The sequence below is a fragment of the Streptomyces sp. NPDC005438 genome (assembly GCF_040606315.1).
Taxonomy (GTDB): domain Bacteria; phylum Actinomycetota; class Actinomycetes; order Streptomycetales; family Streptomycetaceae; genus Streptomyces.
In genome coordinates, this window is sequence record NZ_JBEXEP010000001.1 from 396974 (window position 1) to 420819 (window position 23846).

A 23846-nucleotide genomic window follows, 5' to 3' on the forward strand; every position below is an offset into this window, starting at 1 on the left:
ACGCTGCTGGCCACCTCCCAGAACGTCCACGGACTGTGGACACTGGGCGCCGAGGAGCTGGACAAGCTCCCCACGCCCAAGATCGAGTACGCACAGTTGTCGCCGACACTGATCGTGATCGGCGCGGCGCTGGTGGGCATCCTGATCGAGGCCTTCCTGCCCCGACGTTCCCGTTACGGTGCCCAACTGGTCGTCGCCGCCCTCGGGTTGGTGTCCGCCTTCGGCGCGGTCGTCGCCCTGGGGCTGAACGGTCACGGCACCTCCAAGGCCAAGGTCGCCGCGATGGGCGCCATCGCGGTGGACGGCCCGGCCCTGTTCCTCCAGGGCGTGGTGCTCCTGGTCGGACTGATCGCGGTGTTCACCTTCGCCGAGCGGCGACTGGACCCGGTCACCCACGGCAACGCCGTGGACTCGTTCACCCCCCAGGCCGCCTCCGTACCAGGGGGTGAGGGGGAACGTGCCGCCACCAAGGCGGGGTTCACCACCACCGAGGTGTTCCCGATCGTCATGTTCGCCATCGCGGGCATGTTGATCTTCCCCGCCGCCAACGACCTGCTGACCCTGTTCGTGGCGCTGGAGGTCTTCTCCCTGCCGCTGTACATCCTCTGCGCACTGGCCCGCCGTAACCGGCTGATGTCCCAGGAAGCGGCGGTCAAGTACTTCCTGTTGGGGGCCTTCTCCTCGGCCTTCCTGCTGTTCGGTGTCGCCCTGCTCTACGGCTACTCCGGCACGGTCAGCTACGCCGGCATCGCCAAGGTGGTCGCCGGCACCGAGAGCAGCACCAACCCGGCCCTCGCCTCGGTCACCGGCAACGACACGCTGCTGCTCATCGGCGGGGCGATGATCCTGATGGGGCTGCTGTTCAAGGTCGGCGCGGTGCCGTTCCACATGTGGACCCCGGACGTCTACCAGGGCGCTCCCACCCCGGTCACCGGCTTCATGGCCGCCGCCACCAAGGTCGCCGCCTTCGGCGCCCTGCTGCGGCTGCTGTACGTGGTGCTGCCGGGTATGCGCTGGGACTGGCAGCCGGTGATGTGGGGCGTCGCCATCATCACCATGCTGGGCGGCGCGATCGTCGCGATCACCCAGACCGACGTCAAGCGGCTGCTGGCCTACTCCTCGATCGCACACGCCGGGTTCATCCTGGCTGGTGTGATCGCCACCAGTGAGGACGGCGTCTCCTCGGTGCTGTTCTACCTGGCCGCCTACTCCTTCGTGACTCTCGGCGCCTTCGCCGTGGTCACCCTGGTGCGCGACGCCGGCGGTGAGGCCACCCACCTGTCCAAGTGGGCCGGTCTGGGCCGACGTTCGCCGCTGGTGGCCACGGTCTTCGCGATCTTCCTGCTCGCCTTCGCCGGTATCCCGCTCACCTCCGGCTTCGCCGGGAAGTTCGCCGTGTTCAAGGCGGCGGCGGAGAGCGGGGCGGGAGCCCTGGTCGTGATCGGTGTGATCTCCTCGGCCATCGCCGCGTTCTTCTACGTCCGGGTCATCGTGCTGATGTTCTTCCAGGAGCCTCAGGCCGACGGCCCCTCGGTGGCGGTGCCCAGCCCGTTGACGGTCGCGGCCATCACCGTGGGAGTGGCGGTCACCCTGGTCCTCGGGGTGGCGCCGCAGTACTTCCTCGAACTGGCCGGTCACGCGGGCGTCTTCGTCCGTTAGCCGTACCCCTGCTGCCGACGCCCCGGGTGGGTCATCCCCCGGGGCGTCGTGCTGTCCGGGTACGAGGACATGGGCAGGGGCCGCAACGGGCCCCTGTCGGGCCGACTGAAGCGCCCCCGGCGAAGTTGTCGGTACCCCGGGCTCCCGGGCGAGGTTCAGGGGGCCCGGGGCACGTGTCTGCCCGTTCGCGGGGCGGTCCCCGCCCAATGGTCGGCCCACCCGCCCCTGGCTCCCTGGGCGGCGGACAAGGATCGGGGGAGGGGGCGCGCCCCAAGGAGGTCGGCCTTACCCCAACGGGGTTCTGAGAGCGCCCTGTTGACGGTGCGAGGGGTGGTCGCCCCGCCGGGCCCCACCGTGCGGTCGGGACACCTCCGGCCGTCGCTGGTGTGTGCCTCCGGCAGGCCCTCGTCGCGGGACTTCATCGCTGGCTGTGGGGCGCCCGCGCTGCATGTCAGGGCGTCTTCCCCTGTTGCAGGGGCTGGCTCGTCCGGGCCGGCCACGACAGGGGTGGGGTGTTGGTCGTTCCGGGGCCTGCCGTCCCGGCGTGCGTCTGTCCAAGGGGCGCCTGGTGTCCGGTTCCGCTGTTGTTCGTGGTTCTCCGGTACGCGGTCAGGACGGTGGGGTACGGTGAGCGCCGTTCGCGCGATCAGGGGGGTGAGTCTCATCAGGGCAAGGTCAGCCAGGGTGCTCAACCCGCCGCGTGGAGCCGTTCTCTAGAGGCTCGGGAGTCGGGAGCACCATCCGTTTTCTTGGAGGGTCCCCGAATGTCGATCTCTGTCAGCCCCGAGCGCCACACCGCCCTCGTGAAGAGTCTCCGGTCCGCCGGCTGTGTCTACGCCGAGGAGGAGGCCGACCTCCTGTTGTCCACGGCCCAGGATCCCGTCGATCTACGGAGGATGCTGGAGCAACGGATCTCCGGCCTGCCCCTGGAACAGGCCCTGGGGTGGGCGTCGTTCTGCGGTCTGCGCATCCTGGTGGAACCCGGGGTGTTCGTGCCCCGTCGCCGCACCGAGTTCCTGGTGCGCCAGGCCGTCGATCTCGCGCCCACTTCGGCTGTGATCGTCGACCTGTGCTGCGGTACGGGCGCGGTGGGCGCCGCCATGCTGCGGTCGCTGGGGGAAGCCCAGCTGTACGCGGCCGACGTGGACCCGGCGGCGGTGCGCTGCGCCCGCCGCAACCTGGAGGTCGAGGTGTACCAGGGGGATCTCTTCACCGCTTTGCCCGACGCACCGCGTGGGCGGGTGGACGTACTGGTGGCGAACGTTCCCTACGTGCCCTCGGAGGAGATCGCCTTCCTCCCGGTGGAAGCCCGAGAGCACGAGCCTCGCGTAGCCCTGGACGGAGGGCCGGACGGACTCGACGTACTACGTCGTGTGGTGACCGAGGCCGGTGACTGGCTTGCCCCCGGAGGCTCCCTGTTGGTGGAGACCAGCGAGTGGCAGGAGCCGACTGCGGTGGAGCTGTTCCAGGGGGCCGGGTTCCGAACTCGTGCGGTACGCGCACCGGATGACTCCGCCACCGTGGTGGTGGGTCGGGCAACGGACTGAGTCGGTGCCCTGGTTGTCGGGTCGTCACCGTGTTCCTCTCCGTGTGCGGCCCTGTCCCAGCAGCCGTCACGGACTGCCGTTGTGAGCCAGTTCGTTGTTGTCGGAGGAATCGCCGTGGTGGGTCTTGCCCAATTCGGTCGGACAGGCTGTGTTGGTGCACATGAGGTACACACAACTGGGACGTACGGGTCTGAAGGTCAGCCGTCTGGTGCTGGGCACCATGAACTTCGGCCCGCACACCGAGGAGACCGAAAGCCACCACATCATGGATGCCGCGCTGGACACGGGCATCAACTTCTTCGATACGGCCAACGTCTACGGCTTTGGCGAGAACAAGGGCCGTACCGAGGAGATCATCGGCAACTGGTTCGCCAAGGGAGGGGAGCGTCGGGACAAGACGGTTCTCGCCACCAAGGTGTACGCCAACATGAACACCCGGCCGGATGAGGAGCCGTGGCCCAACAGCGACCTGCTGTCGGCGGTCAACATCAGGCGGTCCGTGGAGGCGAGCCTCAAACGGTTGCGCACCGACCACATCGACCTCTACCAGTTCCATCACGTGGATCGGAACACGCCGTGGGACGAGATCTGGCAGGCGATGGATGTGCTGGTGCAGCAGGGCAAGGTGCTCTATGTCGGTTCCAGCAACCACGCTGGTTGGAACATCGCCCAGGCCAACGAGACTGCTGCTCGTCGAGGTTCCCTCGGGCTGGTCAGCGAGCAGTGCCTGTACAACCTCCGGGAGCGTCGCGCCGAGATGGAGGTGATCCCCGCCGCTCGGGAGTACGGGCTGGGAGTGATCCCCTGGTCCCCGCTTCACGGTGGGCTGCTGGGTGGAGCCCTCCGCAAGGAGAGGGAAGGCGGTTCGGTACGCGGTGGATCGGGCCGGAGCGCCAGCGAACTGGCTGACCCCGGGGTGCGATCCCAACTGGAGCAGTACGAGGCGCTCCTCTCGGAGGCCGGACTCGAACCTGGCGAGGTCGCCCTTGCCTGGCTTCTCACCCGGCCAGGTGTGACCGGGCCGATCGTGGGGCCCCGTACGCCCGACCAGTTGTCCTCGGCCGTGCGAGCCCTGGACGTGCGGTTGGACGAGGATCTGTTGGCCAGGTTGGACGAGATCTTCCCGGGGCCAGGCCCTTCTCCAGAGGCGTTCGCCTGGTAGCAGGCCTTTCGTGGAGAGGGGTAGCGAAGCGGCGTCGGGATGGAAAGGGCGGCGTCGCTTCGCTTTCTGGTGTCGTCAGCGACTACGGGCGTACTCCTTGGGTGTGTGGCGTTGTTTTCCGGCGATGGGGGCGGCTCGGTGAGGGGGACGGGGGTTCGGCTCCGTTTCTGACCACCTTCTCCTCGGTTGATTAGTTGAGGAACTTTCGTGCGGACGGGAGTTTCGAGGGACCGGGCTTGGCACTCGGTGTTCCTGGCAAGTCGGCAGTTGGCGGCATGTCTCAGTTCCCCTGTCCGCCAGCAACAGGGCTCGGGCCCATGGAATTTTCGCTCGTGGCCTCTGGCGGGATCCGGGATCGCGGTCTTCCCGTGAACCGGCTTGGGGACGGACGGCACGAAACAGTGCTCATGCCTGAGGGGCGAGACCCCGGTCTGATGGCGGGAGTCACTGGTGCGGTTCAGGGGACTACCTGCAGCGCCTGGGGATGGCCAGCCAGGAGCGGGGGAGCAGGAGTTGGTCCTCGGCCCTGGCTGTCGTGAGGGTGCTGGAAGCACCGAGGGGCGGTGCCGTGCGCCCCTGTCCTGGAGGGGAACCAGGGCTCCCCTGTCTGGTGAATGGCTTGGTCACACCCACTGACTGAGGGGGTGTCGAAGACCATGTTCCGGGTCGAGGGCGACGTGTCAACCCGCGTTCCACACTCTCCTTTCCCTCGGCGGCGATGTTCGGGCGCCGAGTTCTCCGGCGGGATTCCGGCATTTACCTGGTGCTTTGTTCAAGCGGAGGAAGGAGTTCGGCTGCTGTTGGCGGCGGGACGGGCGGTCTGAAACCCCTCGAAGAATTGTGCACGGAGTCTGGCAGGTTCTGACTTGTGTGATCGCGATGATCCTCTTGTGGATAACTTTCGGGGCCGTTCTCTAGTCTTTTCCACATGATCCGCGGTGGGTTCCGGAGCTGCGGATCGGACCGTCGACGGTTCATCGAGCGTCTGGGGACGTACCAGACGCCAACGGCAGCAGAAAACAGGGAAGTTCGGACCCGATCGGAGTGCCGTGTCCGAGAGAGCCCGAACGCCCCGAAGACCGTTCAGCGCGAAAGCGCGCCACCGGATTCCGCTGGGGGAGACGTCCGCCGGGAATCGTTGGGAGCCGCCCTTGGGCAACCGCGACCATCGTCCGCACCAACCACAGACAGGAGAGGTGATCTATGGGCAAAGGGTGACGAGGGCTGGATCAGGCGCCGATCCAGCAGGTGGGGCCGGGGTAGTGATCCCGGTGCCGGCCAGGGAGAACACCACGGTCCCACCACCCTCAGCCCAACCGAGTTCCAGGCCCCGCCTGGTAGGGACCTCCCAGCCCCCAGGCCTGGTACATGGCGTTGGCGAAGGAAGCAGCGATGCGGTGCTCTCCCTGGGCCGAGGGGTGTGTGCCGTCGTAGGTGTCGCGGTTCAGATCCCAGTCGTGGGGTGGGGAGGCGAGCAACAGGGGTGAGGCTTCCGTGGACAGCTCCGCCACCAGCTTGCCCAGCAACTCGTTGAAGTGATGGACCTCCGCCGCGAACCACTCGTCATGCTGCGCTCTGATGTTGGGTATCACGGGCATCAGAACCGCCTGTATCCCCGGATTCGCCACTCGTGCCTCACGTAGGAAGAACAGCGCCTGCTCGCTGGTCTCCTGGGCACCGGTGTAGAACCCGAGGTCGATCAGTCCGAGGAACACCAGCAGAGTGTCCGCGCGGTGCTCCCTTGTCTCCTGTTGGATCAGCGGAGCCATGTGACACCAGCCCTCGCCCCAACCGGCCAGATGCCGACGGGCACGTGACGGGAACGTCGTGTCACCGTAGGCAGGAGAGTCGCTCGTGTCGGTGGCGGGGTCGTACAGGGTCTCGCGAGGCCCGACGAGGCGCCACGGTCCTCCGTAGGTCGCGTTCAGGTGCTGCCAGATGCGGTAGCGCCAGGTGAAGTCGCCGACACTGCCCACCGTCATGGAATCGCCCACGAGCATCACACGCATCCGCCCATCCTTCCTGGAAAGGGGAGGGGATGACGACGTGATGATGACCACCCTGGACACTGGACCCATGTCTCGGACTGTCCGCGCCCTCGCGGTCCTGCTGGTGTCGTGGTTGGTGCTCGTACCCGTGGCTGGTGGTGCCAGCGCGGCGGTGGCCCGCACGCCCGAACCGTTCACCGTGAAGGACCCGGAGATCGACGAGTCGAGTGGCCTTGCCGCGAGCAGGCGGCACAAGGACGTCTACTGGACGCACAACGACTCGGCATCCTGCGAGGGGCAGCCGAACTGCGACAAGGGCCCCTACGTCTACGCCGTCGACGGGACAACCGGCCGCACGGTCGCCAAGGTGACCATGCAAGGTATCGACCCCCGGGACATGGAGGCGATCTCACTCGGGCCGGACGGCAACCTCTATGTCGGCGACATCGGCGACAACTTCGACGGCAGGTGGCAGGAGGTCTGGATCTACCGTTTCCCGGAGCCGAGCACACTTCGGAACACCACGGTGACCCCGACCAGGTTCACCGTGCGCTACGACGACGGCCCCCGAGACGCCGAGTCACTGATGGTGCACCCCAAGACCGGCCGCGCGTACATCGCCAGCAAGAACGACGAGGGCAAGGGGGGCCTGTACGAGGGGCCCGAAAAGCTCAACAGCTCCGGTGTGAACACCTTCCGCCGGATCGCCAAGGTCGGTTTGTGGGCCACGGACGGAGCCTTCTCACCCGACGGTTCACGTCTGATCCTGCGCAGTTACTTCTCGGCACAGATGTACCGCTGGAAGGCGGGGCGCCCCAGTGCGATGGGCACCGTCTCGGTACCCGTCCAGCCCCAGGGGGAGTCGGTGACCTTTACCCCCGACGGACGCACGGTGATGTTCGGCAGCGAACGTCAGGCGAGTCGTGTCGAACCCGTGGAGTTGGACGAACGCCTTCTCCCCGAGAGCGTGCCCAGGAAGGACCGTGATCGAGGGAACGGCGGATCGTCACCCGACGACGACTCCCCTCCCGGGTCGTCGGACTCCAAGGTGACCTGGGGACTCGTGGCGTTGGTGGGAGTGGCTCTGCTGGCCCTGACCCGTCGGAAGCGAGGGAACGAGTAGCCGCCCCGAATGGAGAAACGGCGCGTCAACCGACAGGCTCCGTGACACTCGGGGGCTGAACGGCGTCTCAGCGCTGTTCAGCCCCCGAGCTCGGCACTGTCAGAGGCCGGCGGCCAGACGCCCGGCCAGCAGCCGTGTGAACCGGGCCGGGTCACTCAACTCCCCACCCTCGGCAAGCAGGGCCATGCCGTAGAGCAGCTCAGCCGTCTCAGGCAGGGCGGCGTCGTCCTTGTCGGTCTCGTACGCGGAGCGCAACGAAGTCACCAGTGGATGCGACGGGTTGAGTTCCAGGATCCGCTTGATGCGCGGCACTTCCTGTCCCATCGCCCGGTACATCTTCTCCAGGGTGGGCGTGACGTCATGAGAGTCCCCCACGACGCAGGCGGGAGAGTTGGTGAGCCGGGAGGAGAGCCGCACCTCCTTGATGTCCTCCTGAAGAGTGGACTGCAGCCACTTCAGAAGGTCCTCGAAGTCCCGCTGCTTCTGCTCGCGTTCGGCGTCCTGCTCCCCACCGTCCTCCTCGGAGTCCAGGTCGACCTGTCCCTTGGCGATCGACTGGAGCGGGGTGCCGTCGAACCCGCGGATCGAGTCCACCCACACCTCGTCGATCGGGTCGGTCAGCAGCAGCACCTCAAGGCCCTTGTCCTTGAAGGCCTCCATGTGCGGCGAGTTCTCCAGACGGGAGCGCGACCCACCGGTGAGGTAGTAGATGTGCTCCTGACCCTCCTTCATCCGTGACACGTAGTCACGAAGGCTGGTCTGCTGCTCGGAGTCGTGCGTGGAGTCGAAGGAGCAGATGTCGAGGATGGCCTCACGGTTGTCGTAGTCGTTGAGCAGGCCCTCCTTCACCGCGCGCCCGAACTCCCGCCAGAAGGTGCGGTAGCGGTCCACGTCCTTGGTACGCATCGACTTCACGGTGGAGAGGATCTTCTTCACCAGCCGGCGGTGCATGAGCTGGATCTGGCGGTCCTGCTGGAGGGTCTCCCGGGAGACGTTCAGCGAGAGGTCCTGGGCGTCCACGACTCCCTTGACGAAGCGCAGATAGTCGGGAAGCAACGAGTCGCAGTCGTCCATGATGAAGACGCGCTTGACGTACAGGTTGACGCCACGCCGCGCGCCCTGCGTGTACAGGTCCAAGGGAGCCTGGGAGGGGATGAACAGGAGCGCCTGGTACTCGAAAGTGCCCTCGGCCCGGGTGTGGATCGTCTCCAGCGGGTTGGCCCAGTCGTGACTGACGTGCTTGTAGAACTCCTGGTACTCCTCCTCCGTGATCTCGTCCTGAGACCGGGCCCAGAGGGCCTTCATGGAGTTGATCGTCTCGGTGACGCGCTCCGTACCGTCCTCCTCGCCCTCCTCGTTCTCCTTGGGGCGTTCCACTTCCTGGCGGATGGGCCAGGGAATGAAGTCGGAGTGCTGGCGCACCGTCGAACGGAGCTTCTGCTCGTCCGTGTAGTCGAAGAGGCCGTCCTCGGCGTCCACGTCCTTCAGATGCAGAGTGACCGAGGTTCCCTGCGGTGCGTCCGGCACGGCCTGCAGGGTGTAGGTGCCCTCGCCACTGGACTCCCAGCGGGTGCCCTCGGACTCGCCGGCCTTCCGGGTCACCAGGGTCACCTTGTCGGCGACCATGAAGCTGGAGTAGAAGCCGACACCGAAGTTCCCGATCAGGTCGGCCGAGGCCGCCTCGTCCTTGGCGTCACGTGCTTCCTTGAGCTTCCGCAGGAACTCGGCGGTCCCGGACTTCGCGATGGTGCCGATGAGTTCGGTCACCTCGTCCCGGGACATGCCGATCCCGTTGTCACGTACCGTGAGGGTGCGCTGCTCGCTGTCGGTTTCGAGTGCGATGTGCAGGTCAGAGGTGTCCGCCTTCAGGTCCCCATCCATGAGGGACGCCAGGCGGAGCTTGTCCAGCGCGTCCGAAGCATTGGAGATCAGCTCCCTGAGGAACACGTCCTTGTTCGAGTAAATGGAATGCACCACCAGCTGCAGCAGCTGACGGGATTCAGCTTGGAACTCGTGGGTCTCTACCGGGCTGCTCACGACACTCCTCCGATGAAGCACAACATCTGTCACTCGTCGCGGGGCCTATGTGCCACCAGCGAAGGGATTCTGCCGTGTGGTGGAGGCAGCTTTCCAGTCGGTTCGGCCACACCTCACGCGGTGTGCGACGGAACCGACCCCACCGCTACGTTCGGCACCGTTGCCTGAAGGGGAGTCCTGGCAACGCACGGTTACCACCCGTGATCCCTCATCGCGCAGAACGGACTGGCCGCACTGGGCGAGTAGTGGGTTCGGTGGCGGGCCGCCGCGCGCTGGACTTCCCATGGTGGCACCGAGGGACGAGCCTCGGCGCTGCTGGCACGGACCGCTCTGGCGATCGGTGAAGCGGTGGGCGCCCCGTCGTTCGCAGAGGGCTGCTGTTGTGGCGCGAATGCCTTATGAGGTTGCCCCGCCGGGGCTGCTCACTTTCCGTATATGGGATGAGCTGGCCCCGGACCCCACGACGGGTCTCCCGCGCGCCGTTCGGCAAAGCAGCCGTGACGCAGCGCGTGGGCTGGTGCTATTCGCCCACCAGTCTCAGCTCGTAGTGCACGGGGCGATCCGCGATCAGGGCGTAGCCGATCGGGGTGGCCACGGCCTGGGCCACGGGGTGCCGCAGGGCCAGCCTGCGCGCGGCGTGGCGTGCCTCAGCCCCGCGTAGTCGGCGGGCACGAGCCTTCATCGGGGCGCCGTCGGGAGTGCCACCCATGGTGACCTTGCTGATCTCCACCTCCGGGTAGCGCTCCAGCCGAGCATGGTCCCCGGCACGGCGATGTGTGCGGACAAAGGCGTGGTCACCCTCCACCGCGATGGAGGTCGTGGTTCCCACCGGGTTGCCGTTGGCGGCGTAGGTGGTCAGTCGTACTCGTTTCACCTGGGCGAACTGGCTCAGCCCGGTTGTCGGCGTGGACATGTGGCACGCGTACCCGAGTCGCGCCGGCACATGCGTGGGGCCCGTCGTGTACGCCACACGACGGGCCCCACGAAGATCCAGAACCGGTCAGAGACGGTCGATCACATGGTCCACACAGGCGGTGAGGGCCTCCACGTCCGCCGGATCCACGGCCGGGAACATCGCGATCCGCAACTGGTTGCGGCCCAGCTTGCGGTAGGGGTCGGTGTCCACGACCCCGTTGGCCCGCAGGACCTTGGCCACAGCCGAGGCGTCCACCGCGTCGTCGAAGTCGATGGTGCCGACCACCTGGGAACGCTGCGCGGGGTCCCGTACGAAGGGCGTGGCGTGCGGTGACTTCTCGGCCCAGGAGTAGAGACGCGAAGCGGAGTCGGCGGTCCGCTGGGTCGCCCAGTCCAGCCCACCCTGACCGTTGATCCAGTCCAGCTGGTCGGCGAGCAGGAAGAGCGTGGCTACCGCGGGGGTGTTGTAGGTCTGGTTCTTGCGGGAGTTGTCGATCGCCGTGGGCAGGTCGAAGAACGCCGGGATGTGGCGGTCGGAGCCTGCTACCCGCTCGGCGCGTTCCAGGGCGGCCGGGGAGAAGACGGCGACCCACAGACCACCGTCGGCGGCGAAAGACTTCTGGGGGGCGAAGTAGTAGACGTCGCTCTCGGAGATGTCGACCGGCAGCCCACCCGCGCCGGAGGTGGCGTCGACGAGGACCAGGGCGCCGTCGTCCGCGCCGTTCACCCGTCGTACCGGAGCGGCTACACCGGTGGAGGTCTCGTTGTGGGTGAGCGCGTAGACGTCGACACCGGGCTCGGCGTGCGGCTCCGGGTGACTTCCCGGGTCCGAGGAGACCACGGTGGGCTCCTCAAGCCACGGCGCGACCTTGGCCGCCTTGGCGAACTTGGAGGAGAACTCACCGAAGGACAGGTGCTGGGAGCGGGCGGTGATCAGCCCATGGGTCGCCACGTCCCAGAAGGCGGTGGAGCCACCGTTGCCCAGCACCACCTCGTAGCCCTCGGGGAGCGAGAACAGTTCGCGTACGCCCTCGCGCACCCGACCCACCAGCTCGCGTACCGGGGCCTGCCGATGGGAGGTGCCCATCAGGGAGTCACCGGTAGCGGCGAGGGCGTTCAGCGCCTCGGTACGTACCTTGGAGGGGCCCGAGCCGAAGCGACCGTCGGCGGGCTTGATGTCAGCGGGAATCTGGATCTCAGCCACAGCCGTAGCGTAGTCGCCCGCGCCTGCCCGGGGCCGCTGCCGTCCACCGGGCGAGACACGGGTAAGCGGCTCCGTCGGCACCTGGTGAACAGCTTCGACTACATGCGGTTACCGCCTGTTCGGGGATGTGACCGGTGCGCAAGGGCGTGACGGCGGGCGCTTCGCGGTCTTGCGCGCACCACCGTTGGGTCTCCGCTCACCCGTCGGTGTTGCTGCCACGACAACCCGACCCCCGCAGTCCGCTGGTCGGTCTCAGAATGTGCCAAAACCCTGCCGCCCATCCCTTGCGGCGAGCCGATCACAGGGCAGGCTTGGCCCATGGCTGAGCTAGCGGAACTGGAGCGAGCACTACGGGCCGTGGTGCGCGGAGACGTCGAGACCGACCGCGCCAGTCGGGCGCTGATGACCATGGACGCGTCCAACTATCGGCGGGTGCCCCAGGCGGTCGTCGCCCCGGTGGACGAGGAGGACGTGGCCGCCACCCTCGCGGTCTGTCGGCAACGGGGCGTGTCGGTAGTTCCCCGCGGTGCCGGGACCTCGATCGCCGGGCAGGCCACCGGGCTGGGCGTGGTGCTGGACTTCACCCGACACATGGACCGCATCCTCGGGCTGGATCCAGTGAACCGAACCGCCGTGGTGCAACCCGGAGTCATCTGCGACACGGTGCGTAACGCCGCTGCCAGACATGGCCTCACTTTCGGTCCCGACCCATCCACCCACAGTCGCTGCACCATCGGAGGAATGGTCGGCAACAACTCCTGTGGCTCCCACTCCGTGGCCTGGGGCACCACCGCCGACAACGTGCGGGCCCTCCGTGCCCTGACGTACTCCGGTGAGGTCGCCCAACTCCAGCCCGGAGGACAGGGGGTGCCGTCCGACCTGCGCAAGGGAGTGGACGCCCTGGTGCGGGAGGAGTTGGCCCGACTCCGTACCGGCTTCCCCGAACTGCCCCGACGCATCTCCGGCTACGCCCTGGACGCCCTGCTCCCCGAGCGGGGCGCCGACTGGGCCCGCGCCTTCACCGGCAGTGAGGGGACCCTCGGGGTGCTGACCGAGGCCACCGTGCACCTGGTGGAGGTACCGGCGGCACGGGTGCTCGCCGTACTCGGGTACCCGGACGAGAGCGCCGCGGCGGAGGCGGCAGCGGGACTGCTGTCGTACGGGCCCCTGACCGTGGAGGGCATGGCCAACGACCTGGTGAGCGACTCCGCCAGGGCGGCGCTGCCCCGTGGAGCGGCCTGGCTGTTCGTGGAGATGGGCGGTACCGACGCGGCGGACGCCAGGGGCAACGCCGAGTCCCTCTGGCGTGGGGCGCGCTCCGACGGCGCGATCGACCACACCCTGGTCGTCGCCCCCGGAGAGCAGCGGGCCCTGTGGCGGGTACGAGAGGACGCCTCGGGCACCGCCACCCGGATGCCGGACGGCAGCGAGGCATGGCCGGGCTGGGAGGACTGCGCGGTACCTCCGGCCCAACTCGGCGCCTACCTGCGGGACTTCCGCGCGCTGCTCGCCGAGCACGGCCTGCGCGGCCTGCCCTACGGCCACTTCGGCGACGGCTGCATCCACGTGCGGATCGACTTCGACCTGCTGGGCCGGGACGGCATCGCCCGGTTCCGTTCCTTCTCCGAGGACCTGGCCGACCTGGTGGTCCAGCACGGGGGCTCGCTCTCCGGGGAGCACGGGGACGGGCTGGCCCGGGCGGAACTCCTGCCCCGCATGTACGGCCGGGAACTCGTCGACGTCTTCGGTCGTTTCAAGGAGCTGTGGGACCCGGCCGGCGGTCTCAACCCCGGGGTGCTGGTGCGCCCCGACCGACTCGACGACAACCTCCGATTCGACCCACTGCCCCGGAAACCGGTGGATGTGGCGTTCGGCTATCCACACGACGGTGGTGACTTCTCCGCCGCCGTACGGCGTTGTGTGGGTGTCGCCAAGTGCCGCAACACCAGCGCCGGTTCCTCGGTGATGTGTCCCTCCTTCCGCGCGACCGGCCAGGAGGAGCACTCCACCCGAGGGCGGGCACGGCTGCTCCACGAGATGCTCGCCGGCGAGGTGATCACCGACGGCTGGCGCTCCACGGAGGTACGGGACGCCCTGGACCTGTGCCTCTCGTGCAAGGGCTGCCGCAACGACTGCCCGGTGGGGGTGGACATGGCCACCTACAAGGCGGAGTTCCTCCACCACCACTACCAGGGGCGGGTTCGCCCGCCTGCCCACTACTCCATGGGGCGGTTGCCCCGATGGCTGGCCCTGGCACACGGCAGCCGCACGGTGCCCTTGCTGAACCTGGGGGCACGCTCCCCCCTGGCGCCGTTGGCCAAGAAGCTGGGTGGGCTGGCACCCGAACGGGACATCCCCGCCCTGCCGAGGGAACCCTTCACCCGGTGGTGGCGCCGCCAGCCCGGCCGGTCCATGGCCGAACAGGGGCAGGGGCAGCGGGTGGTGCTGTGGCCGGACAGCTTCACCAATTACCTCTCCCCGGAAGCCGGTTCGGCGGCGGTGAAGGTGTTCCGGGACGCCGGCCTGCGGGTGGCGGTGCCGCCCCGGCAGGTGTGCTGTGGGTTGACCTACGTGTCCACCGGTCAGCTGGACGCCGCCCGCGCGGTGATGCGGCGCACCCTGGACCGGATCACCCCGGCCCTGGACGCGGGGCTGCCCGTCGCCGTACTGGAACCGCCGTGCGCCGCCGCGCTCAAGACGGACCTGCCCGAGTTGTTGCCCGACGACCCCCGGGCACCACGGCTTGCCCAGGCGGTACGCACCTTCGCGGAGACCCTGGAGGAGTACGCCCCAAACTGGCGGCCACCCCAGTTGGACAGGCCGGTGGCCGGGCAGACCCACTGTCACCAGCACGCCGTGCTGGGGGAGGAGGCGGACCGGCGCCTGCGTGAACGCGCCGGCCTGTCAGGGGAGTTGAGCAAGGGGTGCTGCGGGCTGGCCGGCAACTTCGGTTTCGAGCGCGGCCACTGGGAGGTCTCGGTGGCCTGCGCGGAGGACCAGCTGCTGCCCGCAGTACGGGAAGCGGGACCCGACGCCGAGTTGCTGGCCGACGGTTACTCCTGCCGTACCCAGCTGGACCAGCTCGCCGGCCAGCGCAGTCGACACCTGGCCGAACTGTTGGCGGAGGGACTGGAGTCGCCGTGCCCACCCGAGGGCACCGCCGGGGCTGTCGGGGCCGCCGAGGACGGCGAGGCCCCACCGAACACGTGACCAGGAGGAGCCCCTGACCGAGGGGTCCCGCGCGTTCGTCCCCTCACCTGATGGCACCGTCACCGGTGACCCTCGGTGACGGTCGCTCACGGGTCCCGTGACCAGGGGCGCCCGTCAGTGGCTGGCCCCGTTGCCCGGTGCCGGCCGGACAGGCCAGGGCTACCGCCCGAGAGGGCCGCGCCGGGTCGTACGGCTCCCCGGCCAAGCCCTTGCTTCCGGTGACCTTCGGGAAGGGCGCTCCCTGGGGACGGGGGAGCAGACTCAGGGGCTCTGGGGGCGTACCCGAACGAAGACAGCGGACCCCGAGGACGCCGGCCGCTGGGCACCCTCACCGAGGGTGCCGGACGCGAGGTCGCCTACGGTCACCCCACGGATGTCCTGCGACCGGCCGGGGCGTCAGTGAACGAGACATGGAGGGTGACCCCGCGTTCACAGTGCCCCGGACTCCCGGCCCCTCTGACGCCCCCGCCCCCAAGCCCCCCCCGTCTCAAGTCCCCGTCCTGACCTCCTCGACCTTCTGACAGGCCTGAGGGGGTGCCGCGATGTTCGCGGCACCCCCTCAGGGGAGTCATCGGTGACTCGGGGTGCTCACCCCTTGGTCAGCCGGATGGGCAGTTCGCGGAAGCCGGAGGCCACGAAAGAGCCCACCGGTTCCAACTCCTCGGCCTTCACGGCCAGTTCAAGATCGGGGAAGCGGTCGAACAGGGCCGGCAGAGCGGTGCGGGCCTCCATCCGGGCCAGTGGGGCGCCGAGGCAGAAGTGCACACCGTGACCGAAGGCCATGTGCTCGACATCGGGGCGCCGGATGTCGAACAGGTGGGCGTCGTCGCCGTGCTTCTCCGGGTCGTGACCCGCCGCGGCGTAGGTGGCCAGTATGGGGTCACCCTGAGCGATCACCGTGCCGTCTGGAAGCTCTATGTCCTCCACGGCGTACCGGAGCGGGAGGCTGGCGATGCTGGGTGCCCAACGCAGGGTCTCCTCGATCACGTCGTTCCAGGAGGCTTTCCCGTCCCGTACCAGTTGCAGCTGGTCGGGGTGGGTGAGCAGGGCCTGCACGGCGTTGCCGATGAGGTTCACCGTGGTCTCGTGGCCGGCACCGACCACCAGCAACAGGGTGTCCATCAGCTGGCGTTCGGAGAGCTTGGTGCCGTCCTCGTCGCGGGTGTGGACCAGCAGGCTGGTCATGTCGTCCCCGGGGTTCTCCCGCTTGAGGGCCACCAGCTCACCGAAGGCGGTGGCGGTGTCCTCGGCGGTCTGGGCTGCCTGCTCCGGGGTGACCGTGGTGTCCATGATCCGTTCGATCAGGTTGGCCATCCGAGGTCTGGACTCCTCGGGTATGCCGAAGAGTTCGCATATCACCCGCATCGGCAGGGGGTGGGCGTATCCGGGACGCAGGTCCACCACGGCGCCAGCGGGGTGCCGGCCCAGGTCCTCCAGCAGCTCCTCGGTGATCCGCTCCACCCGGGGGAGCAGCGCCTCGGTGCGGCGGGCGGTGAAGGCCGGCGCGACGAGTTTCCGTAGCCTGCGGTGCTCGGTCCCGTAGGCGGTGAACATGTTGGTGACGCCCACCCAGGAACGTATCCAGGTGTCCTGGAACTCGCCCCGTTGCCAGGCGGGCCAGTGCTGGCGGGGGTCCTTGGAGACCCGGGGATCGACTAAGAGCTGCTTCAGCAGATCGTGCCGGCTGATGGCCCAGGACCTGATGCCTCCGGGAAGCTCTACGAAGTTGGCCGCCCCCAGTTCGCGGAGTCGGTCGTTCTCGCCGTGGATATCCCTTCCGGCCGGATCGATGACGACAGGCTGTTGTCCCATGGAGTGGCTCCAGCTTGTTCGGGGGTCAGGGGAGTGAATCGTGCGGGGAGTTCGGTCAGGGCACGGTGGAACGGGCCCTGACGCCAGGCGAGTTGGTCGTGGGTGACGGTCAGCTCGATGTCCGACAGCCATGCCGTCAGCCGCTCGATGGCGGTCATCGCGATCAGCAGCCCGGGCTGCTTGGCGGGGCAGGAGTGGGGGCCCGCGGACCAGGCCAGGTGGGAGCCGCCGCCCGAGGCGTAGGCGCCGCCACCGGTGCCGGGCAGCTGCCGCCCGAACTGCGCGTTGGCGGCGGCGTAGGAGACCAGCACCAACTGCCCGGTACGCACCCAGGTGCCGTGGAAGAACACGTCACGCCTGGGGTAGTGGGCCGAGTAGTTGGACATCGGCGGCTCGTTCTGGAGCACGTCGTGAATGGCGTCCCGGGGGGTGAGGGCCCCGCCGGACAGCGTGCTGTAGTAGCGGTCGTCGGAGAGCATCCGGGCCAGGGCGTTGCCGATCAGGTTGGTGGTCGGCTCGTGACCGGCCCCCATGGTCAGCACGATCTGGTGCACGATCTCCTCGTCCGCCAGACCGGAGGGGTGATCCATCAGCCAGGAGGTGAGGTCGTGGCCGCGCTGCTGCTTCTTGGAGCCGATCAACTCACCGATGTAGCTCTCGAAGGCGGCGTTGCCCTCGGCCGCGTGCGTCGGGTCGGACTCCATCATCATGGCCAGCGAGTTGACCAGCCGGTCACTGTAGGAGTCCGGCATACCGAACAGCCGGTTGAAGATCAGCAGCGGGAGCACCCGGGCGTACTGGCCGATCAGGTCCACCGTGCCGTCGGCGGCGAACCGGGCGATCAGGGTGTCGGCCAACTGGACGACGGTCGACCGCAGTTCGTGCGGCTCCACCATGTCGAGGCTGTCCACGATCGCCCGACGGTAACGGGAGTGGGTCTCCCCGTCGTTGAACAGCATGTTGGGCCGCCAGCCCAGCATCGGCAGGACCGGGGAGTCCCCGGGGACGGTCTTCTGCCACTCGCGGGAGTCCTTGGACCAGGTCACCGGGTCGTTGAGCAGGTCCAGCGCGGCACGGTAGTCCGTCACCAGCATCGCGCCCACTCCGGGCGAGATCTCCACCGGTGCCAGGGCGCCGTACTCCCGCAGCCGCGCGTACACCGCGTGCGGGTCCTTGGCGAACTCGGGGCCGTGTAGGGCGATCACGTCGTGCTGCCACGGTTGCGGCAGTATGCCTCCGGGCTCGGGGCCGCCGAGGGACGAGGGCGAGCCGGTCGCCTCGGATGAATCGATCGAGGTCACTCGGGCTCCTCGGAGGTGTGGGCGAGTACGTGGCCGACCAGCGCGATCAACGCGTCCGCGGCCTGGGAGCGGTCCCGGGCGTCACACAGCACCAACGGGGTGTCGGGGTGGAGGTCCAGGGCGTCCCGTAGCTTGTCGGCGGAGTGGGCGGGGGCGTCGGGGAAGGTGTTGACGGCCACCGCGTACCGCAGGCCGGCCTCCTCCACGATGTCCATGACCTCGAAGGAGTCCTCCAGCCGCCGGGTGTCCGCCAGCACCAGCGCGCCCAGGGCACCTCGGGCGATGTCCTGCCACAGCGGTCGGAACCGGCGTTGGCCTGGGGTGCCGAACAGGTACAGCACCAGGTCACCGGGGAGGGTCAGCCGGCCGAAGTCGATGGCCACCGTGGTGGTGGCCTTCTCCCGTACTCCGTCGAGGTCGTCCACCAGTGCGCCGGTACGGGTCATGACCTCCTCGGTGTGCAGCGGTGCCGTCTCCGACAGCGCGCGGATGAAGGTGGTCTTGCCGACGCCGAAGGGGCCGGCCACCAGCAGCTTCACCAACGTCTGGGCGGTGTCGCCCAGATACATGCCGCCACTGTCCTCAGGAGCGCTTGAGAGTGCGGAGTCCATCGAGCACCTTCTCCAGAATCTGCCGCTCGGGCAGTCGGGCATCGGGAATGGGGGCGCGGGCCTGTAGGTGCCCGTTGTCCACCAGGTCGGCGACGAGCACCTTCACCACGCTGACCGGCAGCCGAAGATGAGCGGCGGCCTCCGCCAGCGACAGGGCACCGGGCTGGATGAGTTCCACCAGCCGCCGGGCCTCGGGCCGGATACCGCCCGGGGTGGGGCGGGTCGCCCCGTGAAGCACCGTCAGACGGTCCAGGGTGTTGCGGCTGGGGCGCGCGCGACCGGAGGTCGCCAGATACGCGGGCACCAGCCTGCGACTGTCACGGGGAGGCGGATTCATGCGACGGTGTCGGTGCGTCGGGGACTGTTCATGGTCTTGGCGCCCAGACTGGCCACCTGCACGTGCATCTGGTGGGTGACCACACCCATGTTGACCTCGGGTTCGGCGTAGACCGCCAGGCAGGTGTTCTCCCCCGCGGGGATGGCGAACACCCAGCCCTGGTTGGACTCGACGACGGTCTGACGCAACTGCACGTCGTAGGTGCCGCTGAAGGCCGCGGTGGTGGTACGGGCCGCCCCCTGGAGCGCGGACATCATGGCCGCCACGCCCTCGGCGGACTCGCGGGACAGTCCGGTCGAGGCCCCCTCGATCAGACCGTCCCCGGAGATCACCGCGGCGTGCCGGACATGTGGAAGCTCCAGTAGCGGAGCCAGCACCCAGGACAGGTCCTCTGGAACGGGGCGACGGACAGGGCTGGTCATGACGGGGAGTGTCCTTCCGACTGGGGGGGACTGGGACGGTTCTCAGTCTCAGGGCCGGTGTCGCCCTCCGCTGCGGCTGCCCGCCCGGAGGCGGTGCCCTGCTGGAAGGCGGCCCAACGCTGCGCGCTCTCCTCGGGGTTGCTGGCCGGCTCGGGGTTCTCGGTCGGCAGCGTGTGCTCCCCGGTCGCCTCCCGCTGGGAGCCGATCACGGGTTCGCTCAGCGACTCCTCGGCCACCGGCTGGCGCCTACGGCGCCGGGGCAGGTCGTCACCGGACGAGGAGGGGTTCTCGACCTCGACCGGGACACTCTCGGTCGGGGCGTGCAGCGGAGGAGCGGGGGTCGGAGGCAGCGGGGCCATCGCGGACATCGGCTGTTCCTCCTGGTCAAGGAGTGTCAGCAGGGGGTCGCCGGGGATGTGGACGATGGCCCGCACCCCGCCGTAGGGCGAGGTCTCCACATGTGCCTGGAAGCCGTACTGCCGGATGAGCTGACCCACGGCGGCGAAACCGGAGCGTGGCGGGTCGCCCAACTCGCTGAGCAGGGGCTGTTCCTGACCGGACATCAGCCGACGGGCGCGCTGCAACTCGTCGTCGTGGAGCCCCACTCCGGCGTCGTCGATGATCACCGAGGCGCCACGGTTGCCCTGTTGCAGGGTGACCGCGACCGGCAGGTCGTGGTGCGAGTAGTGCAGGGCGTTCGCCATCAGTTCGGTGAGCGCCACGGTCACCGGCTCCACGGCGCGGGCGACCACGCCCACGGGGTCCCGGAGCTGGTTGGCGATCTGGATGCGCTCGTACCCCTGGATACGGGAGGTGGCGCCGACCACCATGTCGGGCAGGTGGCTGTCCTGGCGGGTCAGGCCCGGCCAGGCGCCGCAGACCACGGCGGTGGCCTGGATGCGGCGCAGCGCCTGCTCGTTGAGGAAGTCGGCGTTCAGCAGGTCCTGGGCGATCAGGGGGTCGTCGTGCCGTTCCTGCATCTCCTGCAACAGGGTCTGCACCTGGTACAGCAGGGCCTGGATGGTGGTGGTCGCACCGCGCAACGCCGCCTGGGCGGCGCTGTCCACCCGGAGCCGTTCCTTGTGGATGGCCTGGGTGACCTGGTCCAGCAGCCCCTGCATCGTCTGGTCGAACTCGACGCTGACCGCGCCCGGGTGCAGTGGCCCGCGTACGGGTACGTGGGCGTGCCCGGCCCTGGTCACGGTGTCCGGCAGGCGGGCGCTGAGCAGGTGGCGCAACTCCGCTTCGGCCGCGTGTAGTCGTGCTTCGGTGGACTGGAGCCGGGAGGCGGTCTCGGCCGCCCGGTGATGGCTCGCGATCCCCTCTTCCTCGGCTCTGCTCGCCCGCGCTCGGAGCCCGTTCAGCTGGCCCCGGACTCTGGCCAGATAGAAGGCCAGACAGAGCGCGGCGACGGTGCCCGCGGCGAGTACGGCGGCCAACGCCACAGGTATTTCGGTCATCGGGGGATCCTCGGTCAACTGGGTTGCTGGGGCATGGTCATGACAGCAGGTCGACCAGACCTGGGGGTCCGAACGGGATGGCCGGTCTGTAGCCTGGAATCGCCGGTCGCGGACCTGGGTCGCTGGGTGGGGCGAGCGGCGCACCCCGTGATGCGGTCGCTGTCCCTATGAAGATGTCGTCCCCCGGTTGCCCACGTGGACGTCCACTTCCCAACCGGGCGCGAAGGCCCCAAGTCGCGGGTGACACACGTGAGTTGAGCGGCGCATATGCCGGTGGCCCGATCCTGCCACAGACCTGCCAGCTTTGGGCCTCGAACGGTTCAACCCGGGGAACGAGGGGTCCTCTGACCTCACCACTTCGGCCATTCCGAGAACCCCCTTGAAAAAGCGCCGCCAGGATGCCGTCGATCACGCTGTGAGCAGCGGTTTTGCACTCTCCGTGTTGGTCGGGGGCGGGAGGAGGTCGTCATGGGGGAGGTCGTCGTCGCCCCGGGCCCGGGTGTCGGTCCTGCCGGACTAGGTCCTGCCATTTCCGCAGGAAAAGGGGCGCGACGGCCCATCTGGACGCGGTTCCGGGCGGGTGCTCCCGTTTGGCTGGTTCGTTGCGGCTCATCGGGCCGGTTGCGGAGGGGTGCGGGGCCCGAGTGAGGGTTCGCCCGCGCGCCCCCTCCTGGTGGGGCGTACGACCGGAGGTGCCGTCCGCCTGGGGGAACGGTGCCGCTTGGGGAGAACTCACGCCTTCTGTGGGGGAGTTGGGGCCCCGACCCGGGGAGTGACGGTGGGGCGGTGGGCGGCTCGCGGACGCGTCGGCGGGGCCCTGTCCGCCCCGGCGAGGGTGCCCTTCCCGGCCAGGGGAGCGGCCCGCTGGGGCGCCCCTTCGAGTGAACGCCAACCCGGCCGGGGCGAACCGCGCGGGTGGGCGCCCCTCCGAACGGCCGCCCCCGCCGAACGGCTGCCCCGCCACCGGGGGTTGGCCCCCGTACCGGGCACCCGGCGGAGGGGCGCTGGCCCAACGGTCCTGACGGGGCGTCACCCCGAGTGGGCTCCGTACGGGCCGTACCGCGAGGTCGGGTGACTGGCCCGGGCGGTGCCGTGGAGCCGGTGGGCACGTTCCTGCCGAGGCCGGGTCGGCGGAACCCGGGCCCTCCGGGGGTGACCCGCGCGGGGCGGTGTCCCCGCGTTCGGGCGCCGTTCCCCCCGTACGTGCCTCTGGGAGGCCGCCCCGAGGGAGGTGCGGTGCGGGACCCGTGGGGCGGGCAGGCCGACCGGGCCGGGGATCACGCCGTCGTCCGGCCCGGGTGCCGTGAGCTGGGGGCGGTCACCCCTGTTCGGGGCGGCCGGTCAGTGCCGGGCGCGCAGCCACACCGGGTTGGTGAGCGCGGCCATGGCGCCCGGCAGCGGGCCGCCGTCCGAGGGGTGGCGCACCTCGGCACGCACGTAGTGGGCCAGCGAGGCGGTGGTGGTCCAGCGCACCGTGCCGGAGCCCTTTTCGGGGAGGACCTCGCGGTGCGTCTCGCCCTGGTCGGTCATCAGTCGGGCGGTGCACCCCGGTGCGCCGCCCACCCTGAGGCTGACGTGCAGTGGGGCGTCGGCGGGCGCGTCCAGACGTTGACCGATCCCCGCGTGCTGCCCCCGGGGGCCGGTCACCTCCAGGTCCAGGCTCACCGTGGAGGACTCGGCCAGGTAGCTTCGGCCCGCCGCGATGCTCCTCAGTAGTGCCTCGCGTGACAGTTCCTCGGCGTACACCACGGTGTGGGGGAGCCCCACGTCCTGTCCCTCCTTGTGGGCGTCGCTGTTGCCCATGGCGGGCAGCCAGCCCTCCCGGTTGTACGTGGGGTCGGTGAGCATGTTGTCCCAGGCGGCGAGGGCCAGTTCGTCGTCCGGGGTCCAGGGGCCGTTCCACACCTCCACCGCGTCCGCCTCGGCGTAGCCGAACTTCCACTGGCAGCCCACGAAGGGGCAGTTGGGGTGGGCCGGCACCACCAGGCCGCCGGCCCGGCGGATCCGGCGGGCGAACCGGGGGAAGGCGTCGTCCCGTGCCCGGTACCGCCAGTCCACGAAGGTGCCCGGTCGGATGCCCAGGGCCAGACAGTGGCCGTTACGGGTGGTGATCTCCTCGCCGGTCAGCACCAACAGATCGTCACCCCACAGCCCTTCCCAGGCCCCGTGACCCGAGCTGGTGTTGTGTTCGGTGGTGGCCAGGAAGTCCAGTCCCGCCTCTCGCGCGGCGGCGGCCACCTCCGCGGGCGTACGGGCACCGTCGGAGTGCACGGTGTGCAGGTGGCAGTCACCCCGGTACCAGCCGCGCCCCTTCCCCCGGACCCGTTGCGGTGGGTAACTGGGGCGGGGCGTCTCCCCTTCCTCGCCGTAGCTGAGGGTCACGGTCACCTCGTACCGCATTCCCTGGGGTGCCACCGTGTACGGGCCCAGCACCACCTGCCAGGTGCCGGCTTCCACGGGACCGGCCAGGTATCCGGGGGTGGCCTTCTCCGCGCTGATCGCGAACTCGGTGCGGAAGCCCCCCGACCACCCTCGGAAGCCCCGGCCGCCCAGGGCGACCCCGCGCTGGTCGAAGACGCCGATGTCACAGGCGTTGCCCAGGGTGCCGTCGGGGACCTCGGGCTTGTCGTAGGTGTAGGAGACCGCGATCTCCCGTACCCCGCGCGGCACCTCGACCGGCAGGTAGACGAAGTCGGGCGCCCCGGTGGGCAGTTGGCCCTTCACGGTCCGGGTACGGGTCCGGCCGCCGCCCCCGTCCCCGTGCCGCTCCTCGGCCTCGGCGAACCGCAGTGGCTCCAGGGTGAGCGTTCCGGCGACCCCGGCCACCGCTCCCAGTCGTAGAACATCGCGTCGTTCCATCGCTGTCTCCCCGTCCGGGTCGGCGGTCGGTCCTGGCGCCTCACCCTTATACGTCCGGGGAACCGGTGGGGAAAGAGGCACGGAACGGCCGGTGACGAAGGACGGCCACCCGCCGTGACCGGAAGGGCCGCCCTGGCCCCGCCCCGCCCCGCCGGGCCGGTGCGGTGGGGCCGTACCGCAGGGGAGCAACCTCATGTGT

16 protein-coding genes are annotated in these 23846 nt (G+C 69.2%); 5 read left to right on the forward strand and 11 right to left on the reverse strand.

Annotation, left to right across the window (positions count from 1 at the left end):
• Positions 1–6: 6 nt before the first annotated feature.
• The 3 genes from nuoN to ABZT14_RS01620 all read left to right on the forward strand — a co-directional run bounded on the left by nuoN (position 7) and on the right by ABZT14_RS01620 (position 4368).
• Positions 7–1659: an NADH-quinone oxidoreductase subunit NuoN gene (gene nuoN, locus ABZT14_RS01610; protein WP_356296981.1), complete on the forward strand. Its 1653-nt coding sequence runs from the start codon at positions 7–9 to the stop codon at positions 1657–1659.
• A gap of 764 nt (positions 1660–2423) precedes the next feature.
• Positions 2424–3206 carry a putative protein N(5)-glutamine methyltransferase gene (locus ABZT14_RS01615; protein ID WP_356295298.1) on the forward strand — a complete coding sequence of 261 codons (783 nt, stop codon included), beginning with the start codon at positions 2424–2426 and terminating at the stop codon, positions 3204–3206.
• Positions 3207–3366: 160 nt separating this feature from the next.
• On the forward strand, positions 3367–4368 hold the full coding sequence (locus ABZT14_RS01620; RefSeq protein WP_356295301.1) for an aldo/keto reductase: 1002 nt from the start codon (positions 3367–3369) through the stop codon (positions 4366–4368).
• A 1307-nt stretch (positions 4369–5675) separates the two neighbouring features.
• Here ABZT14_RS01620 and ABZT14_RS01625 read toward each other — a convergent pair.
• Positions 5676–6377, reverse strand: a complete 702-nt coding sequence (locus tag ABZT14_RS01625; RefSeq protein WP_356295304.1) for a GDSL-type esterase/lipase family protein — start codon at positions 6375–6377, stop codon at positions 5676–5678.
• Between the two features lie 67 nt (positions 6378–6444).
• Between ABZT14_RS01625 and ABZT14_RS01630 the strand changes: the two genes are divergently transcribed.
• Entirely contained in the window at positions 6445–7479 is a 1035-nt protein-coding gene (locus ABZT14_RS01630) for a hypothetical protein (RefSeq protein ID WP_356295306.1), read from the forward strand.
• Positions 7480–7578: 99 nt separating this feature from the next.
• On the opposite strand, the gene htpG is transcribed toward ABZT14_RS01630, so the two are convergent.
• The 3 genes from htpG to serC form a co-directional block, all read right to left on the reverse strand.
• Complete coding sequence (gene htpG, locus ABZT14_RS01635) at positions 7579–9516, reverse strand: molecular chaperone HtpG (RefSeq protein ID WP_356295309.1); 1938 nt, start codon at positions 9514–9516, stop codon at positions 7579–7581.
• 520 nt (positions 9517–10036) lie between these two features.
• Complete coding sequence (locus ABZT14_RS01640) at positions 10037–10429, reverse strand: hypothetical protein (protein WP_356295312.1); 393 nt, start codon at positions 10427–10429, stop codon at positions 10037–10039.
• 87 nt (positions 10430–10516) lie between these two features.
• On the reverse strand, positions 10517–11635 hold the full coding sequence (serC, locus tag ABZT14_RS01645; protein WP_356295315.1) for a phosphoserine transaminase: 1119 nt from the start codon (positions 11633–11635) through the stop codon (positions 10517–10519).
• A gap of 318 nt (positions 11636–11953) precedes the next feature.
• Between serC and ABZT14_RS01650 the strand changes: the two genes are divergently transcribed.
• Positions 11954–14845 carry an FAD-binding and (Fe-S)-binding domain-containing protein gene (locus tag ABZT14_RS01650; protein ID WP_356295318.1) on the forward strand — a complete coding sequence of 964 codons (2892 nt, stop codon included), beginning with the start codon at positions 11954–11956 and terminating at the stop codon, positions 14843–14845.
• A gap of 588 nt (positions 14846–15433) precedes the next feature.
• Here ABZT14_RS01650 and ABZT14_RS01655 read toward each other — a convergent pair.
• The 7 genes from ABZT14_RS01655 to ABZT14_RS01685 form a co-directional block, all read right to left on the reverse strand.
• A complete protein-coding gene (locus ABZT14_RS01655; protein WP_356295321.1) occupies positions 15434–16657 on the reverse strand; it encodes a cytochrome P450 in 1224 nt (407 codons plus the stop codon).
• A complete protein-coding gene (locus ABZT14_RS01660; RefSeq protein WP_356296983.1) occupies positions 16564–17889 on the reverse strand; it encodes a cytochrome P450 in 1326 nt (441 codons plus the stop codon). Before ABZT14_RS01660 ends, ABZT14_RS01655 begins: the two co-directional genes overlap by 94 nt.
• 65 nt (positions 17890–17954) lie before the next feature.
• A complete protein-coding gene (locus ABZT14_RS01665; protein ID WP_356295324.1) occupies positions 17955–18569 on the reverse strand; it encodes an ATP/GTP-binding protein in 615 nt (204 codons plus the stop codon).
• Positions 18541–18906, reverse strand: a complete 366-nt coding sequence (locus tag ABZT14_RS01670; RefSeq protein ID WP_356295327.1) for a DUF742 domain-containing protein — start codon at positions 18904–18906, stop codon at positions 18541–18543. The genes ABZT14_RS01665 and ABZT14_RS01670 overlap by 29 nt, the downstream gene beginning before the upstream one ends.
• The gene (locus ABZT14_RS01675; RefSeq protein ID WP_356295328.1) at positions 18903–19328 is read right to left on the reverse strand and encodes a roadblock/LC7 domain-containing protein; all 426 of its coding nucleotides are present in this window, start codon (positions 19326–19328) and stop codon (positions 18903–18905) included. Before ABZT14_RS01675 ends, ABZT14_RS01670 begins: the two co-directional genes overlap by 4 nt.
• Positions 19325–20788: a sensor histidine kinase gene (locus ABZT14_RS01680; RefSeq protein ID WP_356295331.1), complete on the reverse strand. Its 1464-nt coding sequence runs from the start codon at positions 20786–20788 to the stop codon at positions 19325–19327. The genes ABZT14_RS01675 and ABZT14_RS01680 overlap by 4 nt, the downstream gene beginning before the upstream one ends.
• A gap of 1341 nt (positions 20789–22129) precedes the next feature.
• A complete protein-coding gene (locus ABZT14_RS01685) occupies positions 22130–23647 on the reverse strand; it encodes a CehA/McbA family metallohydrolase (protein ID WP_356295334.1) in 1518 nt (505 codons plus the stop codon).
• Between the last annotated feature and the right edge of the window lie 199 nt (positions 23648–23846).